18 protein-coding genes are annotated in these 18,300 nt (G+C 38.2%); 7 read left to right on the forward strand and 11 right to left on the reverse strand.

The window, feature by feature from the left end:
• Positions 1 to 29: 29 nt before the first annotated feature.
• Positions 30 to 1,409, reverse strand: coding sequence for an MFS transporter (locus D7V20_RS02610; RefSeq protein WP_171407740.1), 1,380 nt, complete (start codon positions 1,407 to 1,409; stop codon positions 30 to 32).
• 421 nt (positions 1,410 to 1,830) lie between these two features.
• On the opposite strand from D7V20_RS02610, the gene D7V20_RS02615 reads away from it, so the two are divergent.
• Both D7V20_RS02615 and D7V20_RS02620 read left to right on the forward strand, forming a co-directional pair.
• Positions 1,831 to 2,418: an ANTAR domain-containing response regulator gene (locus D7V20_RS02615; RefSeq protein ID WP_120382787.1), complete on the forward strand. Its 588-nt coding sequence runs from the start codon at positions 1,831 to 1,833 to the stop codon at positions 2,416 to 2,418.
• 4 nt (positions 2,419 to 2,422) lie between these two features.
• The gene (locus tag D7V20_RS02620; RefSeq protein WP_120382788.1) at positions 2,423 to 3,412 is read left to right on the forward strand and encodes an ABC transporter substrate-binding protein; all 990 of its coding nucleotides are present in this window, start codon (positions 2,423 to 2,425) and stop codon (positions 3,410 to 3,412) included.
• A gap of 162 nt (positions 3,413 to 3,574) precedes the next feature.
• On the opposite strand, the gene D7V20_RS02625 is transcribed toward D7V20_RS02620, so the two are convergent.
• The 6 genes from D7V20_RS02625 to rpsB form a co-directional block, all read right to left on the reverse strand.
• Positions 3,575 to 3,904, reverse strand: coding sequence for an AzlD domain-containing protein (locus D7V20_RS02625; RefSeq protein WP_120382789.1), 330 nt, complete (start codon positions 3,902 to 3,904; stop codon positions 3,575 to 3,577).
• Positions 3,901 to 4,692, reverse strand: coding sequence for an AzlC family ABC transporter permease (locus tag D7V20_RS02630; protein ID WP_120382790.1), 792 nt, complete (start codon positions 4,690 to 4,692; stop codon positions 3,901 to 3,903). Before D7V20_RS02630 ends, D7V20_RS02625 begins: the two co-directional genes overlap by 4 nt.
• A gap of 84 nt (positions 4,693 to 4,776) precedes the next feature.
• Positions 4,777 to 5,598, reverse strand: a complete 822-nt coding sequence (locus D7V20_RS02635; RefSeq protein ID WP_120382791.1) for an AraC family transcriptional regulator — start codon at positions 5,596 to 5,598, stop codon at positions 4,777 to 4,779.
• A gap of 121 nt (positions 5,599 to 5,719) precedes the next feature.
• A complete protein-coding gene (locus D7V20_RS02640; protein ID WP_120382792.1) occupies positions 5,720 to 6,268 on the reverse strand; it encodes a DUF3465 domain-containing protein in 549 nt (182 codons plus the stop codon).
• 177 nt (positions 6,269 to 6,445) lie between these two features.
• On the reverse strand, positions 6,446 to 7,327 hold the full coding sequence (gene tsf, locus D7V20_RS02645) for a translation elongation factor Ts (RefSeq protein WP_120382793.1): 882 nt from the start codon (positions 7,325 to 7,327) through the stop codon (positions 6,446 to 6,448).
• Between the two features lie 139 nt (positions 7,328 to 7,466).
• On the reverse strand, positions 7,467 to 8,219 hold the full coding sequence (gene rpsB, locus D7V20_RS02650) for a 30S ribosomal protein S2 (RefSeq protein ID WP_009586494.1): 753 nt from the start codon (positions 8,217 to 8,219) through the stop codon (positions 7,467 to 7,469).
• A 233-nt stretch (positions 8,220 to 8,452) separates the two neighbouring features.
• On the opposite strand from rpsB, the gene map reads away from it, so the two are divergent.
• The 5 genes from map (at position 8,453) to D7V20_RS02670 (ending at position 13,178) form a co-directional block, all read left to right on the forward strand.
• A complete protein-coding gene (gene map, locus D7V20_RS02655) occupies positions 8,453 to 9,280 on the forward strand; it encodes a type I methionyl aminopeptidase (protein ID WP_120382794.1) in 828 nt (275 codons plus the stop codon).
• A gap of 321 nt (positions 9,281 to 9,601) precedes the next feature.
• Positions 9,602 to 10,720 (forward strand): OmpW/AlkL family protein, encoded by a 1,119-nt coding sequence (locus D7V20_RS02660; protein WP_235831587.1) that lies wholly within the window; start codon positions 9,602 to 9,604, stop codon positions 10,718 to 10,720.
• Positions 10,721 to 10,923: 203 nt separating this feature from the next.
• Positions 10,924 to 12,150, forward strand: coding sequence for an MFS transporter (locus tag D7V20_RS02665; protein ID WP_120382796.1), 1,227 nt, complete (start codon positions 10,924 to 10,926; stop codon positions 12,148 to 12,150).
• Positions 12,143 to 12,286, forward strand: a complete 144-nt coding sequence (locus D7V20_RS19820) for a hypothetical protein (protein ID WP_171407741.1) — start codon at positions 12,143 to 12,145, stop codon at positions 12,284 to 12,286. Before D7V20_RS02665 ends, D7V20_RS19820 begins: the two co-directional genes overlap by 8 nt.
• Before the next feature lie 184 nt (positions 12,287 to 12,470).
• The gene (locus D7V20_RS02670; RefSeq protein ID WP_120382797.1) at positions 12,471 to 13,178 is read left to right on the forward strand and encodes a glutathione S-transferase; all 708 of its coding nucleotides are present in this window, start codon (positions 12,471 to 12,473) and stop codon (positions 13,176 to 13,178) included.
• 31 nt (positions 13,179 to 13,209) lie between these two features.
• On the opposite strand, the gene D7V20_RS02675 is transcribed toward D7V20_RS02670, so the two are convergent.
• The 4 genes from D7V20_RS02675 to yejB form a co-directional block, all read right to left on the reverse strand.
• Positions 13,210 to 14,454, reverse strand: a complete 1,245-nt coding sequence (locus D7V20_RS02675) for an NADH:flavin oxidoreductase/NADH oxidase family protein (protein WP_120382798.1) — start codon at positions 14,452 to 14,454, stop codon at positions 13,210 to 13,212.
• Between the two features lie 103 nt (positions 14,455 to 14,557).
• Complete coding sequence (locus D7V20_RS02680) at positions 14,558 to 16,150, reverse strand: dipeptide ABC transporter ATP-binding protein (RefSeq protein ID WP_120382799.1); 1,593 nt, start codon at positions 16,148 to 16,150, stop codon at positions 14,558 to 14,560.
• Positions 16,122 to 17,138: an ABC transporter permease gene (locus tag D7V20_RS02685; protein ID WP_120382800.1), complete on the reverse strand. Its 1,017-nt coding sequence runs from the start codon at positions 17,136 to 17,138 to the stop codon at positions 16,122 to 16,124. Before D7V20_RS02685 ends, D7V20_RS02680 begins: the two co-directional genes overlap by 29 nt.
• Positions 17,138 to 18,208, reverse strand: a complete 1,071-nt coding sequence (yejB, locus tag D7V20_RS02690; RefSeq protein WP_120382801.1) for a microcin C ABC transporter permease YejB — start codon at positions 18,206 to 18,208, stop codon at positions 17,138 to 17,140. The genes D7V20_RS02685 and yejB overlap by 1 nt, the downstream gene beginning before the upstream one ends.
• Positions 18,209 to 18,300 lie beyond the last annotated feature (92 nt).

An 18,300-nucleotide genomic window follows, 5' to 3' on the forward strand; every position in this document is an offset into this window, starting at 1 on the left:
CTCCTCAATTCTTCTGGTTATTGTTTGGCTTAAACGCTTTGTTTAATACTTGCTGAAGCATTTTGTTCCATGCCATCACGTTCAAGTAACGCCGCTTCAAATAACTTTTGTTCTTTCTCTTTATGTTCAACTGAGAAGCGAATCATCAACACACAGCTTGCTGCAATCACCACCAAACCACCTAAAACCATCAATGTGGTTTGAATATCCAACATACCTTTAAGTAAAAAGCCTGCTGCCACAGCCCCCACATTACCGCCTGCACCAATAATGCCTGCAACACCGCCTAGAGCATCACGGTCAATGAATGGAACCAATGCGTAAGTCGCACCACACGCCATGTGTGTAAATAAGGCAAATATGGTCATCGCGAGGATGGCAAGCACTGCGGTATTCATTTGTGAGAATACGATCAGGAATAAACCTTCCATCAAAATCATCGCGAATAAAACTTTAGTACGACCGTCTAAACCTTTTTTCGTTGCCACTTTGTCTGAAACGATGCCACCCAGTGCACGAGCAAATAACGCCAGTAAACCGAAGATTCCCGCAGCCATACCCGCTTCTTTTAAACCAAATTTAAAATGATCTACGTAGTACATTGCGACAATGTTATGAATGAAGATTTCAATGCCAAAACATGCTGCGTAAGCACCAAATAAAATCCAAACACGGTAGTTTTTCGCAGCATGCATCAAGATTGCAACACCACCTTTTTTATCACTACCGACACTTACACCTTGTGCACGTAATGCTTTAAAGTCACCTTGTGGACAGTCTTGAGTAAATTTCCAATACATTGCACCTACGATGAGCATAAGTAGTCCAGGAACGATGAGTGCAATTCTCCACCCCATCGCTTGTTCAACACCGAACATAACCAAGGCACCGAGCATCAATGGCATGAGTACTTGTGTTGCCCCACCACCCGCATTGCCCCAACCTGCGGTTGCTGCATTTGCAGTGCCCACAACGTTTGGCGCAAACATAATACTGGTATGGTATTGCGTAATGACAAAGCTTGCTCCGATCGCCCCAATCAATAAACGGAAGAACAGGAAGGACTCATAGCTGTTGGCAGACGCCACACCAAATACGGGAATACTGCCGAGGATTAAAAGTGCGGTATAGGTTTTACGTGGTCCGTATTTATCACACAATGGTCCAACAATGAGACGCACCAGAATCGTAATTGCAACTGCTGCTATATTAATATTGGCGATCTGATCTTTAGTGAGATGAAACTCACCAGCGATCACTGGCATGAGTGGTGCGCAGGCAAACCATGCAAAGAAGCAGACAAAAAAGGCGAGCCAACTCATGTGGAAGGCTCTCATCGCTGCGCTGCTGAAACTGAAAAGACTTATTTTTGTTGCTTTTTTAGCATCTAAATTTGAAGACATAACCATCTCCTTCCTGAACTGAGCGTATTGTGTTTTCTGCTATGCGGATAGCTGCACACCAGAGTCGATCAGAACGGACATCGTTGGCCGCCTTACAAATTTTATTAGAGTCGTCTTTGACTCATGAGGAGTAAAGCAATGTATATGCCAACTTTTAAAATTATGATTCAAAGAATTGTTTTTATTAATAAAAAATACTCTATATTTAATTTTCATATTTTATTAATTGATCTTTTATTTTCAAATTTTATTGAGCGTCAAATTAACCAATGCGATCAATGAGCGCATTTTGCTACATTTCAGTGCGTTTTAAATTTATACCTACCCCAAACTCTGCTCTATAGTCCAATCTATTGCTATATAAGGCTTGGCATCTTTTTTGCTTTACGATAATGCATAACTATAGGTAGGCTTTTTCTGAAGCATCATGTCAAAACTAAAAATAGCTTTAATCGATGATGATTTTGATCGTGCAGAATTCGTTAAACTCACACTTATCGAACATCAATTTGAGGTCGTCGCTTGTTTGATGACTCACCAACTCGATTTACTTTATCTACAACACATTCAAGCTGATGTGATTTTATTAGACATGGATCATCCACAACGTGACATTATTGAAAGTTGCGTGAGTCAATTCGACTTGCCTACGGTATTATTTACTAAAAATAGTCATAAAGACACCATTAAAAGTGCCATTGAAGCAGGGATCACTGCCTATATTGTCGATGGTATACAACCTTCAAAATTAGACAGTATTTTAGAAATAGCCATTGAACAATATAAAAAACACAAGAAATTATTGAACGACCTACAAGACACTAAAAGTAAATTAGCGGATCGTAAAGACATTGAAAAAGCGAAGGTTTTACTCATGCAATTGCATCATATTGATGAAGAACATGCGTTTGCCCTACTCCGTAAAAATGCTATGAGTCATCGTATGACCATCGGAGAAATGGCTCGTCGTTTGTTAGATGCACAACTTCTTTTACAATCCCAAATTAAGGAGTAATAAAATGTCGAATTTAGAAAAAACTGAGATTCGATTAGGTTACGTTCCTTTACTGGATTGTATCGCCATCCTTTGGGCAAAACATCAAGGCTATTTTGCAGAAGTGGGTTTAAATGTAACACTCATCAAAGAAGCATCTTGGGCAAGTTTGCGTGATCGTTTGGCTTTTGGTTTTTTAGATGCAGCGCACTGTTTGTCTGCAATGCTCCCTGCTGCGACTTTGGGTGCAGATCAATTGGGTATTCCATTTCAAACGCCTTTAGTTTTAAGCAACGATCAGACTTCTATTAGTCTAAGTCAAAAATTATGCTTTGAACTGAATATTACAGCGCATGATGCACCTGAAAGCTCGGCGAAGAAAATTGCCACAATGCTTCACCAACAACAAAATATTCGTTTAGCCCATGTTTTTCAGCATTCCATTCACCATTATTGTTTAAAAGAATGGCTTGCATTGGCCGATGCACAAGCTGCCCACACATTGAAACTTCTCACACTTCCACCACCGTATATGGTGGAAGCAATTTCAAAACAATTGATTGATGGTTTTTGTGTGGGTGAACCATGGAATATTCAAGCTGAACTTGAGGGCTTAAGTACCACGATCTGCGCTAGTCAGCAATTTGCACCACAAATTGCCAATAAAGTTTTTGCTGTTACCCAAGAGTGGGCAATTCAACATCCAAATACATTAAATGCACTTTGCCAAGCGATCATAAAAGCACAAAATGATTTGAAAATGATTGAAGCAATTGATGATGTTTGGAAAATTTTAATTGATTACAATATTATTCGATTTAATTGTTCCCAATTTATTCATGTGCAATCTTTCCACAAAATCCAGAACATCATTCAAAACTTAGTTCCAGAAGATGTTTCACCTAAAGCTTCAGATTTCGAATGGATAATTCATCAAATGCAGAAATGGGACAAACTAGAGGTGAGTGATGAGAAAATTAAACAGATTGCCAAGCAATGTATTGTTACTCTTTAAAAAAGTCTAATTGGTAATCGACTGATCATCAAATCCAAAGCAATCAGCGTCCTCATTGCAGTGATTGCTTTAGCCTTTAAATCGTTGAACTCTATACGTCTTATCAAATAGCACTGTCTCATTAAGAAATAATTTTTATAATCAGATATTTAATAGAACACCCTATCCATTTAACATATAGTTTAACATATAGTTTAACGTATAGAAACACAATAAACTTAGGCCTAAATTCAACAAAATTTTCTTAGAAATCAGTGCAAAAACAACACATAAAATAGCGGTAAGAAAATAAGCATCCAGAGGTAAAGTACGTAACTGTTCGCCCTGAAAGAATACAATTGGAGCACAGATTGCAGTGAGTAAACAGGGTGCAGAATACTGCAACATATTTCCAATAAATACAGGCAACTTAAATGCAATTTTGGGTTCTAGAAAAAAATAGCGATTTATAAAAACAATCAAAGCTAAGCTGAGCAATAAAATCCAAGTCATTTTCTTTTCTCCATGATTGTTTGCGTGTTTTTTTGTATGCTTTTTTGCGTGGTTTTCCTCGTAGCTTTCTTCATCGTTTTAGCCATAGACATGGCGCCCAACATTCCAAGTAAACCTGACAAAACCAGCCCCCCTTCAAATTGGAAATATTTAAAAACACAAGCTGAAATTAAAGTGACGACTACCCCCACTAATGTTGCAATATTTTTAATCATTGGGACAATAATCAAAATAAATACGGCAACAATTGAGAAATCTAAATGCAGACTTTCTAAATTTGGAATAGATTGAGCAAGTAAAATCCCCAATAAACTAAACAAACACCACGCCAAATAAAAGCACAAACCAGCTCCAAATAAATAAGCAAATGTGCGCTGTTTATTTTCTCCAATTCCTACAGCAAAAAGTTCATCTGTGAGTAAAAACCCTATCAGCAGCCGTTGATGGAGTGGAAATTGCGAGACTTCTTTACGAAAATTTAAGGCATAAATTAAATGCTGACTGGTTAAAAAGAAAATCGTGATCATAATCGTGAATACAGAAGCATGCGACATGACCAAACCTAAACTGACGAGCTGAGCTGCCCCTGCAAAGACAATTGCTGACATAGAAAATGCTTGAGCAAAACTTAAACCTGCATTGATTGCCATCGACCCCGCCAGAATTCCCCATGGCAAAACAGCAATCGATAAAGGCAAAATATCCATAACACCCTGAAAAAAAGCTTTTTTATTTAAAGCCTTTGGTGCGATTACCTGATTTGGAATAGGTTCAAATTGATGACTCATCGGCATCATCCATAACAAAGAACAAAAAAGAATAGCATCAGTATCTTTGAATAGCGCAATAAAAGATTGGATAAAATTGCTATTTTAATACGACAAAGTACTCAGATATTGCGATGGTGTTACACCCATGGCTTTTTTAAAATGTCGATTAAAATGGCTTTGATCTGAAAAACCACTATTCTGTGCTGTAGTCGCAATACTGAAACCTTGTTTAAGCAGCTGACGTGCCTTTTGTAAACGAACTTGAACCAGCCAACTGTGTGGTGGCAGACCTGTATACTTTTTAAACTCACGTAAAAAATGCCAAGGACTAATACCGACCGAACTAGCAAGATCAGTAAGAGAATAATCATGCTCAGGAAAACTACTGAGCAGCTCTTTAACTATTTCTATTTTTCGTTGAGCTTCGGGCAATTCCGCAGGGGTTAATTTCGCACGTCCATATCGACTCATTAAACGTGCAAGTGTGGATAAATACATACTTTCTTTTAACAGCGCATTGTCTTTTTGTTCTAACAAATCAAATAGTAAGGAAAGTTGTTGTGCCAATCCAATATCATGTACCACAGCATTTGGAAACCAAGGCACACTGTTCTTTACTGTGAAAAAATCTTCACTGATCTCTAAAAGCATTTCAGGCGTTGGGTAAATTGCACGGTATTTCCATCCTGACTCTACAGCAGATGAACCTGTATGAATTTCATCTGCATTGACCAAAATAATATCGCCTTTGGGTGCTGTATGTAGTTGTCCTGTCCGAAAAAAACTTTGTGCGCCCTCTTCAATTACACCTATGCAATAACCTTCATGCACATGCTTTGAAAATTGTTTATGGTGATATTGTGCTTTTAACAACTCTAATCCACCCAATTCCTTAAGGTGAAAATAGCTTGCCCACTCCTGCATCTTTCTATTCAGACTTTATTGATTGGTTTAAAAATAACATGATTCAACAAAACGTATAGTACAAAATTGCTGTACTACACACTTTTGAGGCTTGATCTGTTTGACTTGATGATTGGTAGGATTATTGGTAAGTCTTACCCTCATGTTTTAGCCAACCATTTTCATGGCGATGCTGAGGATCACGATGTGTCCAGTGAATTACACCACCTTGCGCGCTATATTCATATTCACCAAAAAATTCTACATTATCGCCTTTCTGCAAATTGGCGACACGTGGCGCTAGATCAATATTATGTGCCACTAAAACCGTTAAACCATTCTCTAGTGTAAGAATAAACTTTTGATGGCGTGAACCCTCATTATCATCACGTAAAATTGCTTTAACTCTTCCAACGGATTGCACTTGCACATTACTTAATTTACGTTGATAGGATTTGGCAATAACTTCAAGACCGTGCTGGTTTTGGCTATTTGCATATTGGTTATTTTGGTCGTTACTCGTAACGGAAGAGTTCGGATTTTGAGTTGTATGATTGCTTTGTTGATTTGAATATTCAGTTTTAGATTGTTGAACTGATTCATTTTTTTGTTGATTTAGATCAATTCCAAAATAGGCAGCGACGAGCACTGCTATTGCAGCACCAATACCAAGTTGAGTTTTATTGGCCATATATTTAACAATTATGATAATAAGATATTGGTGAATTATAGAAGAATCAGAGAAATTTTATGTACTTAATCTTTTAAAATCAGCAATTTTATTAATTGAATTTTAAATATCTGTTTTAAATAAAAAACCCCTCAAAAATTTGAGAGGTTTTTTGTATTTTTACTGAATCAGTAAAAATTATTGAGCAGCGGCAGCAGCCTGAGCAGCAGCAACTTCATCAGCAAAGCTCATTTCAGCTTTCTTCTCAATACCTTCACCTACTTCGAAGCGAACGAATTGAGTAACAGTAGTGCCAGTCGCTTTTAATACATCAGCAACTTTCTTGTCGTTGTCGATGACGTACATTTGACGCTCAAGAACAACTTCGTTCAAGTATTTTTCAACTGAACCAGTCACCATTTTTTCTACGATATTCGCTGGTTTACCAGATTCAATCGCTTTAGCTTCTGCAATTTCTTTCTCTTTCGCGATAAGATCAGCAGAAACGTCTTCAGCTGTAACAGCAACTGGGTTGAATGCAGCAACGTGCATTGCAATACCTTTACCAGTTTCAGCAGAACCTGTGTAAGAAACAACAACACCGATTTTTAAACCGTGTTTGTAAACTGCAAGGTTTTCACCTTCAACAATTGCAGCACGACGTACTTGGATGTTTTCACCGATTTTTTGAACAAGTGCAATACGCGCTTCTTCAACAGTTGTACCATCTTCAAGTTTAAGTTCAGCAATTTGAGCAGCGTCAGTTACACCAGCAGCAAGAGCAGCAGCAGCAACTTTAGCAGAGAAACCAGCAAAGTTTTCGTCTTTCGCAACGAAGTCAGTTTGACAGTTAACTTCTAAAAGAATTGCTTTGTTACCTTCTTGGGCAATTGTGATTGCGCCATCAGCAGCGATGTTACCAGCTTTTTTAGCTGCTTTTGCTTGACCTGATTTACGAAGGTTATCAATCGCTAATTCGATGTCACCGTTTGCTTCTGTTAATGCTTTTTTGCATTCCATCATCGCAAGACCAGTACGGTCACGTAATTCTTTTACCATGCTCGCAGTAACTGCAGTCATGTTGTTCTCCTAAATACGGTAGAATATGAATCTGTTCAACAAAAACGGCCCAAAGTGTACTCTGGGCCGTTTTGCTTTATCGACGCTTATTTTGTCATCATTATAAATTGCAAAAATGACAAGCTTGCGTCAAAACGCATTAAGCCTCAGGAGCTTCTTTCGCAGCTTCTTCGCCTTTAGCTTGAGCATTCGCTTGAGTTTGAGCGTATTCTTTACCAGCAATAATCGCATCAGCCATAGCAGAAGCATAAAGTGTTACAGCACGGATCGCATCATCATTACCCGGAATAACGAAATCTACGTTATCTGGGTTAGAGTTTGTATCAACGATACCGATAACTGGAATACCAAGGTTCTTCGCTTCTTTAATAGCGATCGCTTCGTGATCAACGTCGATGATGAACAATGCGTCAGGTAAACCACCCATGTTCTTAACACCGCCTAAAGAGCGTTCAAGTTTTTCCATTTCACGCGTACGTTCTAAAGCTTCACGTTTAGTTAGTTTAGCAAAAGTACCGTCTTGTGATTGAGTTTGAAGATCTTTCAAACGGTTGATTGACTGACGAAGAGTTTTCCAGTTAGTCAACATACCACCCAACCAACGGTGATCTACATAAGGTTGACCAGCGCGTTGAGCTTGTTCACGGATGATGTTTGAAGCAGCACGTTTTGTACCAACAAACAATACTTTGTTCTTTTTGCTTGCAAGATTGTTAACAAAATTCAAAGCATCATTTAACGCAGGAACAGTGTGTTCAAGGTTGATGATGTGAATACGGTTACGCGCACCAAAAATGTATTGACGCATTTTTGGGTTCCAGAAGCGAGTTTGGTGACCAAAGTGCGCGCCAGCTTGAAGAAGGTCGCGCATGCTTACGTTGTAATCTGCCATTTTCTTTACCTTAAAAGTTTGGGTTAGGCCTCCATATGTCCGCATTCTCCACCTCAGGATTAAAAAACCTTCAGGCACCCAGAGTAATGTGACGACATATGTGCGGATTTTTAAATGCCCTTTATCAAAATTCTCGTTAACAGCTCATAAAGAAAGTAACGAAAAGCATTTGATAATTTGGGCGGCTATTTATACCATAGTCACATACAAATTTCCAAAAGTTTTTAAAGATCATGAACAGTACTTATGAAGCTCCCCGTCGATTAATCAAAACCGCAGATGATATTGAGAAAATGCGTGTAGCGGGTCGACTGGCTGCAGAAGTTTTGGATATGATCAAACCACATATCAAACCAGGTGTTTCGACACTTGAACTTGATACGATTTGTCATGATTATATCGTGAATAAACAAGATGCTATCCCAGCATGCTTAGGTTATGGCGCTGCACCAGGCCGTGCCGCATTCCAACATGTGATCTGTACTTCAGTGAATCATGTGGTTTGTCATGGTGTTCCTTCTGCAAGTAAAATTTTAAAGAAAGGCGATATTCTCAATATTGATGTCACTGTGATTAAAGATGGTTTCCACGGCGATACCAACATGATGTATATCGTTGGTGGCGAGACGTCTATTCTTGCAGATCGTTTATGTAAAGTTGCTCAAGAAGCGATGTACCGTGGTATCGCCACTGTAAAAGCAGGTTCTACCATTGGTGATATTGGTTATGCCATTCAACGTTATGTAGAATCAGAGCGTTTCAGTGTAGTCCGTGAATATTGCGGTCATGGTATTGGTACTGTTTTCCATGATGAACCACAGGTTCTACATTATGGCCAACCAAACACAGGTATGGTTTTAGAAGAAGGCATGACCTTTACCATTGAACCGATGGTCAATGCGGGTGTTTGGCAAACGCGTTTGATGGGCGATAAATGGACGGTTGTGACGAAAGATCATAGTCTATCTGCACAATATGAACATACCCTGCTCGTCACTAAAAATGGTGTAGAAGTATTAACAGCTCGCCCTGAAGAAGACTTGTCTCGTTTTACAAAATAAAAAGTCATTGACTTAATGACCCTTGTTTTAATTTTAAAAGGTCACCTATAGGTGGCCTTTTTTTATGATTCATTCAACAACCCAGTAACAAGTTATTGTTTTAAAAATAAATATAGATAAATTTTAGCCTTAAAAAAAATGTAATGACAAAGTAACAAGTTTACATGATCTAAGCACTTTTTAAACTTGATAATAAAACTTCAAGCGAAATAATACATTTGGGAAAAGAATATCCCTTCAAAAACAACAATATTTTTTTATCCAACTTATCAATAATGGGCACTTATAAAAATTAGTATCAATTTTCGGACATGGAGTCCTATTATGAATAAGTCATTACTTTGCCTTATCGCCTCGTGCTCATTTACACCGATCCTCAGTCATGCAAGTTCCCCTTACTTTAGCTTTAAAGATGGCGATGGCTTTAAACGTTTTTCAGTGTCTGTAGGCGCACTTTATGTCAAACCTACAGGGCAAGCTCAACCTTTTCAAATCAACACCGCTGTAGATGAAGGTCAAAAAGCAGCAGTAGGTGACGTCAAAGTTGACTCTGTACTCAATGCAATTGATGAAAGCCAAAGTGGCGCAACAGCCAAGAAGAATTTTTTGAAAACAGCCGTAGATTTAGATGTGATTGGTTTATTGTCTTATCAAGATGAAACTGGTACCAAATATTTAAAATCGAACGTTGCAGGTGAAGCGACCATCAATGGTCTTTCTCAATGGGAATCAGAAGGTACAGGACTTGAAGCAGATGATGTTACAACACTGGGAATTATGTCTAACTACTTCTTTACCGACAATATTTCTCTTGAAGTCAAAGCGGGAGTCCCACCCAAAGTCGATATTATGGGTAAAGGAAAAATTTATGCACCGCTCTCAGGAATTGCGACTCCAAGCGGTATAGGCTCTCTAGTAGGTGATTTACCTTTAAAGAAAGATATTTTTATTACAGACCTAGAGGCACATGAAAAAGCAGCTTCAGCACGCGCTTGGACGCCTGCTTTTGAGTTTCAGTATCACTTTGGAAAAACAGGTGTAAATAAATTCAGACCTTATATTGGTGTAGGAATGATGTACGCCTATTTCAATGAGTTGGAAATCAATAAAAATATTGAACAAGATTTAATTAATGCGGGCCACATGATTGTCAACCTAAAACAAAATCAAGCAGGTGCTGCTTTGGATGGCAAAAAAAGTAGTGGTAATCCTAAAGTGAAATTAGATGCTGAGGATGTTTTTGCACCAATAGCAACAGCAGGATTCACTTATGATTTTAATGATCGTTGGTTTGCTGTCGGTTCTATTTCCTACGCACAATTGAAAGGAACCACAAAAATTACGGTTGCAGATGATCAATATGGCGACTTGATCAATGCTGAAACAGATATCGAAATCAATCCAATTCTAGGTTATGCAGGTATTGGTTATCGTTTTTAAGTAAACGCTTGTTCACACTTGAAAATGAACGATCTTCGGGTCGTTCTTATTGAATTAAATTAATTTATATTTCATATGATTAAAACACAATCAAGCCTATAAAAAATATTTATCGATTGTTCAAACTTTATTTTATCGTCATTCAACATTCAATCATCTACAATGACTATTCAAAGGTTTTAGTACAATGAATTGGATGACTTATGTCTCAGATTACGGATGATACCCGCTTTTCAAAACCGCTGATTTTTATGCTAATTGGGAGTGCGTTTATTCTAGCGCTCTCCTTAGGTGTACGACATGGTTTTGGGCTTTATCTAGTACCCATGAGCAATGAGTTTCATTGGAGTCATCAGGTTTTCAGCCTTGCGATTGCAATACAAAACTTACTTTGGGGGGCAATGCAACCTTTTACAGGTGCATTAGCAGACAAATACGGCAGTAAAAAAGTCGTGATTGCAGGCGGTGTACTATATAGCCTCGGCCTGCTGCTGATGTCTATCAGCTCAAATGCGTTATTGCTTGATTTTAGTGTCGGCGTGATTATTGGCTTAGCATTATCCGCAACTTCATTTTCAATTCTTCTTTCAGCTGTAGGTCGAGCTGCGCATCCAAGTAAGCGTAGTATGGCAATGGGGATTGCCAGCGCCGCTGGCTCTTTTGGGCAATTTATTATGTTGCCAACCACGTTATTGCTGATAAAGAGTTTTGGCTGGTCATCAGCATTGGTCATTACAGCAATCTTGGTTGCGCTGATTATCCCGCTTGCATGGATGCTGAAAGCGCCAATGTATGTTGCACCCAATGCAATCACTCAAGTTGCAAAGCCAAGTTTATCATTCAAACAAATTTTGAAGATCGCATTTAATCACAAACCCTTTTTATGGTTGGCTTTTGGTTTTTTAGTCTGCGGCTTCCAAGTGGTGTTTTTAGGCATTCATTTGCCTGGCTATTTAATCGATCATGGTTTTGATGCTTCTACAGGAACCGTGTTTTTAGCATTGGTTGGATTATTTAATATTGTTGGCACTTATACAGCAGGATATTTAGGTGATAAATTTTCAAAACCACACTTGCTGATGGGACTTTATGGATTACGTGGTGTTGCCATTATTGCCTTTTTAACACTTCCTCTTAGCATTTGGACAATTTATGCTTTTGGTATCATCATGGGACTATTATGGTTATCTACCGTTCCATTAACCAATGGTATTGTCGCCAATATGTTTGGTGTTAAATACCTCACTACACTCACAGGTATCGTGTTTTTCACCCACCAAGTTGGATCATTTTTTGGGGGATGGCTTGGCGGTTTAAACCATGATCTCACAGGAAATTACAATGCAATTTGGATCTGTTCAATTGTATTGAGTGGTTTAGGCGTGATGGTGCATTTCTTTGTCAATGAGGAGGCAATTGTTCATGACTGATTCATTATCAACATTTTCATGGTTAAAAGCAGTACTGTGGATTGGTTTAATCATCATTTTCAGTTTTGCTATTTTCCTTTGGCTGAGTACCCCTGATTTATTTGAATATTTTAATATGGCGTTTTGTGCACATTAAGTTTTAAAAATAGAATGTCTTATTCGTGATAGGACATTCTCACCTCACTCAGCACCTCTTGTTTAAAACATAGTATCAAAGCATTTCGATATTTTAATACGCTTATTTTGGTGAATAAAAAATTTACATCAAACAACTGTTCTGCTATTTCTAATCATCTACTGTCTCGCTTAATCATTCAACGATGCATCTAACTTTATATCATTTAATACAATCACGATCGCAGCGAATTCTATGGCTACTGGAAGAATTAGGCTTAGACTATGATTTAAAAACCTATAATAAGCATCTTGATGAGAATCAACACGATGAATTAAAACAGTTCAATCCATTTGCACAATTTCCAACTTTACTGATTGCGGATCATGAGCAAGCTTCTCCAGTTGTCTTAACTGAAACTGCCGCGATTACTGATTATTTCAGTCATAAAACTCAACAACTGGGTATCCAAGCATTACAAGCTCAAGAAGTGATTGATTTTTATTTTTGGAAGAATTTTGCTGAAACTAATTTCATGCCGAACTTAGCACTTAAGCAGATATTTAGTAGAATTGTGCAACGAACACCTTTTCCATTGCATTACTTGGCTCGGCTTTTTAAACATGCTTTTGATCGTGGATTTTTGAATAAGACATTACATCAACAAATGCAACTGATTGATCAACAATTACAACTACATACATGGATAGCAGGTGAAACGTTTACTATTGCAGACATTCAACTTTGGTTCCCATTACAAGCGTGCTTTGAACTTGATTTAGACTTTCAACAATATTCAGCGATTCAACGCTATCTATTACAAATACAAAGCAGACCAGCCTTTCAAATTGCATTAATAAAAGGACAATGGTCTGCACAAGTATTTCAAAAATATTGGTCAAATGCTTATTGATGATTTAAAACCATCATTAATATCAATCATATTAAGCCGATTTACGAGAATTCACACGACCTTGAAGCACGGCTTTCACATTATTTTTTGCATAATTTAAAAACACTTTCAACGGTGAAAGTTTTGGATTTGGTTGTTTGCCTTGAGCAATGGTTTTAAATTGAGCAGCATACCAAAGCACTTCCATAATCGCCATTTTATCGATAAACGGAATACCTGTTTTAATTGCATCAATGGCATAACGCACATCACGCCCTGCGATCAAGCTATTGCTGACATCAGGTTCTACTGCCAAAGGACGTGCAATACCAATAAATTCACATGCACCACTATCCAGTGCAGCATTCATTCCTTTTACTGTACGGAATCCACCTGTCACCATAAGATGACATTTTACTTCTTTACGAATATTTTCAGCAAAATCGAGGAAATACGCTTCGCGTGCAATGGTACTTTGTTTGCGTTTATCTGCTTTTACCCCTGCCATTGCTGGCGCTTCATAAGTACCACCTGAGATTTCAATTAAATCGATACCTGCCGTATCTATCGCTTTAAAGACTGTTACCACTTCTTCTTCAGTAATCCCGCCACGTTGGAAATCTGCCGAATTCAGTTTTACCGATACAATAAAGTTTTCAGAAGTTTTTTCTCGTACCGCCTTATAAATTTCCAATAAAAAACGCATACGGTTTTCAATAGAACCGCCCCATTGGTCTTGGCGTTTATTGGTCAATGGTGAAAGGAACTGGCTAATCAAATAACCATGAGCACCATGTAATTGCACACCTTCAAAACCTGCTTTTTCACAAATACGTGCAGCTTCTGCAAAACGTTGAATAATATCCAAAATTTCATCTTCACGTAGCGCACGTGGTGTCCCGAAGGTTGTCGCTAACATTGGGCTAAATGGAACTGCTGATGGTGCAACAGTTTCACGATTTAGACCTTTAGGACATTGACGACCTGGATGCGACAATTGGATCAATTGCACCATGCCATATTGCTTACCGACATTTGCCCACTCTTTTAATTTTTCTAAATCGTGTTCAGTTTCGATGGCTACAACACCAGGTTCATTTTTTGCCTCGATATTGACCATGACATTGCCTGTAATCGCACAGCCAAGACCACCTTTTGCCCAAGCTTCATACAAACCTAGGTGTAAATTATTAGGTTGACCTTCACGATTCGCCAAAGCTTCACTCATTGCTCCTTTGATCAGGCGGTTCTTAAATATTGTATTTTTAATTTGAATCGGTTGTGCAAGATGGCTCATGATTAAGTCTCTTATAGGCTAGAGTATTTACTCTAAATAAAATGTACGATAGGTCAAGTGTAAATTTGACAATGGGTTTTGTCAAATTTATAAATGTCGCAAATTAATACTGACTGGCTGCTATTAATTTTTTGGTGTAATCATGCTGAGGCTTATCAAATAAGGCTTGCGTGTCTTGAAACTCTATCACTTTTGCATCTTTCAGAACCATGACCTGTTGGCAAAGTGCTTTGACGACTTGCAAGTCATGACTAATAAAGAGGTAACTCATTTGATAGTCAATTTGTAACTGGCGCAATAATTTTATAATCGCATGTTGAGTAGTACGATCCAAAGCTGATGTGGGTTCATCTAAAATCAATAATTTAGGACGTAAGACAATCGCACGTGCCAACGCTACTCTTTGTCGTTGTCCACCCGATAATTCATGTGGATAGCGTCGTCGACATTGAAATGGTAATTCGACACTTTGAAGTGCTTCATTGATACGAATATCAATTTCTACAGCCTTCAATTTTAGCATCGCTAGACCCTCACCAATGATTTGCTCCACAGTCATACGCGAGTTGAGACTACTCATTGGATCTTGAAAAACCATTTGAAAGTTTGTTCTAAATGGACGTAATTGGTGCTCATTCAGACGATTTAAATCTTTATTTAATAAAAAGATACTTCCTGAGCTGTCGATCAATCTTGAAATCGCCAAAGCCAAAGATGTTTTCCCTGAACCACTCTCGCCTACAATTCCAATCGATGCTGATCGGTTTAATCTTAAATCTAAGGGTGCAACCGCAACAAAATAATCTTTAACACGATTGAATAATCCCTTTTTTATTGGAAATTTTACTGCAACCCGATGTAAGGACAAGATCGAACTGCTTTGTTGCGGCAATGGATTGGCCTCACCGAAATCATTTTCTAACAAAAACTTGGTGTAATCAGCTTGAGGATGATTAAAAATTTGCTGAACCGTTCCCTGTTCTTCAACCACACCTTGATTCATCACAATCACTTGATTGGAATATTTTTTCACCAAATTTAAATCATGACTAATCAAAATCATGGCCATTTTATGATTCAGTATCAGCAGTTGTAAAAGGTTTAAAACTTGAGACTGTAAGGTGACATCTAATGCCGTCGTCGGTTCATCCGCAATAATAATTTCAGGTTCGAGTGCCAAAACAGCTGCGATTAAAACACGCTGCCTTTGCCCGCCTGACAGCTCATGCGGATAACGATTTAATAGATCCTCTGGTTCGGAAACACCGACATCGCTCAATAGATCATAGACCCGTTTACGTACTTTTTCTTTGGGGATTCCTTGGATCAATAAAGGTTCGCCAACAATTTTAACGACCGTATGTAAGGGATTCAGTGCCGAAGTAGGTTCCTGAAAAATCATCGCAATCTTTCGACCACGAATCGATTGCAGCTCAAGCTCCTGCATGGCCAATACATCTTGAGCATGATAATAAGCATGACCTGAAGCAGTTAAGTTTTCAGCTAATAAGCCCATCAGTGCCAAGCCACTTAGTGATTTACCTGAACCACTTTCGCCGACAATCGCCACGGTTTCACCGACATGCAAGTCAAAACTAAGCTTTTGAACCAATGGCTGTTGCGTATTTTTAATCTGCAAATTTTCTACAGAAAGTAATAGTTCTGGGCTATTTTTGGCGTCTTGGATCGAATGCATCTCGTGTCGCCTCCCCAATATAAATCAATAAAGACAAAACCAAAGCCAAGCTCAAAAAACCTGATAGCGCTAGCCACGGCGCATTTAAGTTGTTTTTCCCTTGCAATAACAATTCACCAAGTGAGGCTGTATCGGGTGGTAAACCATACCCTAGAAAATCTAAGGCGGTTAAAGCGGTAATATTGGCCGTTAATATAAAAGGAAATTGCGATAAACTTGAACTGATTACATTGGGTAAAATATGTCGGAACATGATTTTCCAATCATTTACCCCAAGCCCTCTTGCAGCTTTGACATAATCTAAATGACGTGCTCTGAGGAATTCTGCACGAACGATTCCCACCAAAGATATCCACCCAAATAACAACATGATAAGAAATAACCAATACACATTGGGTTTAAACATACTGACAAAAATCATGACGATAAATAACGTCGGTAAACCGCCCCACACTTCTATGATGCGTTGCCCGATCAGATCTACCCATCCACCATAATAACCTTGAATTGCACCGACTATAATGCCAATTAATGATGAAAATACAGTCAAAGCCAAACCAAAAACTAAAGAAATGCGTAAGCCATACAAAAGACGAGTCAGTACATCACGTCCTTGATCATCTGTCCCTAACCAATTTTCAGCAGTCGGTGGCGATGGTACTGGAACCGCTAAATCTAAATTGGGAGTTTGCGGGGAATAACGCAAAATTGGCCAAACAGCCCAACCCTTTTCATCAATCAAATGTTGAACGACAGGATCTCGATAATCTGCCTCTGTCTCAAATACCCCACCAAACGTCGTTTCTGGGTAAGTTTTGAACACAGGTAAATAATAGTGTTGCTCATATTTCACCAATAAAGGTCTTTCATTGGCAATCAGTTCAGCAGCTAAAGAAAAAATGAATAAAATAATAAATAAGATAAAACAAAAATAACCTAAACGATTCTGCTTAAACTTTTCAATTCGAGCCTGTGAGATTGGTGACATTACTCGACACCTCTCGAATCAAAATTAATCCGTGGATCAATGATCTGATAAAATAAATCACCGATCAATCGCAAGATCAGTCCAAATAAAGTTAGTAAAAATAATGTTCCAAAAATGACAGGATAATCACGCTGTTGTATCGCTTCAAAACCGAGTAATGCAATACCGTCTAAATTAAAAATAATTTCGATAAAAAGATTCCCGATAAAGAACGTGCTCACCAGCGCTTCGGGCAAACCTGCAACAATCACTAAAATTGCATTACGAAAGATATGCTTATACAAAACTCGATTTTCAGTAAAACCTTTGGCACGAGCAGCCAAAACATATTGTTTCCCTAACTCTTCCATAAAAGAAAATTTAGTCAGATAAGTTAAACGTGCAAAACCACCCAAAACGATCGCAGTGAGAGGCAAAGTCATGTGCCATAAATAATCTTTAATTTGTTCAAATAAACTTAAACTTTGAAAATGATCGGAAACTAAACCTTGTAAAGGAAACCATTGAAAATACGTACCACCAGCAAAAAAAACAACCAATACGATCGCGAATACAAAAGCAGGCACTGCATAGCCTACAGCCAATAATAACGATGTTGATTTATCGAAAAACATCCCATGTTGTTTGGCTTTTTTTATTCCCAGTGGAATTGAAATCAGATAAATAAGCAACATGCTCCACATGCCCAATGAAAGGGTAACGGGCATCTTTTCCCATAACAGTTCAGTGACAGGCTTATCTTTAAAAAAGCTATTTCCAAAATCAAAAGCCATGTAATTTTTAACCATCAAGCAAAAACGCTCATAAATGGGCAAATCAAAACCATATTGTGCTTTGATTTTATTGACCATTTCCTCACTTAGACCACGTGCACCTTGGTACTGACTCTCATTAATTGACGTTGATAATCCCGCAGTTCCACGATTCACACCTTGAAAGTTCTCTGCTTGTTGAATGGCTTGCTCAACAGGGCCACCCGGTGCAATTTGAATCACCACAAAGTTAATCAGGAGAATCAAAAACAATGTTGGAATTATCAGCAACAGTCTTTTGAGAATATATATGCCCATTGAAAATGAGGTTCCTTATGACCACATGCAGTATTAAAATATTAAATAATAATGATTAAACGATGTATAACGAAAAACAGCAATTCAGTAAT

It is taken from the genome of Acinetobacter rongchengensis (assembly GCF_003611475.1).
Taxonomy (GTDB): domain Bacteria; phylum Pseudomonadota; class Gammaproteobacteria; order Pseudomonadales; family Moraxellaceae; genus Acinetobacter; species Acinetobacter rongchengensis.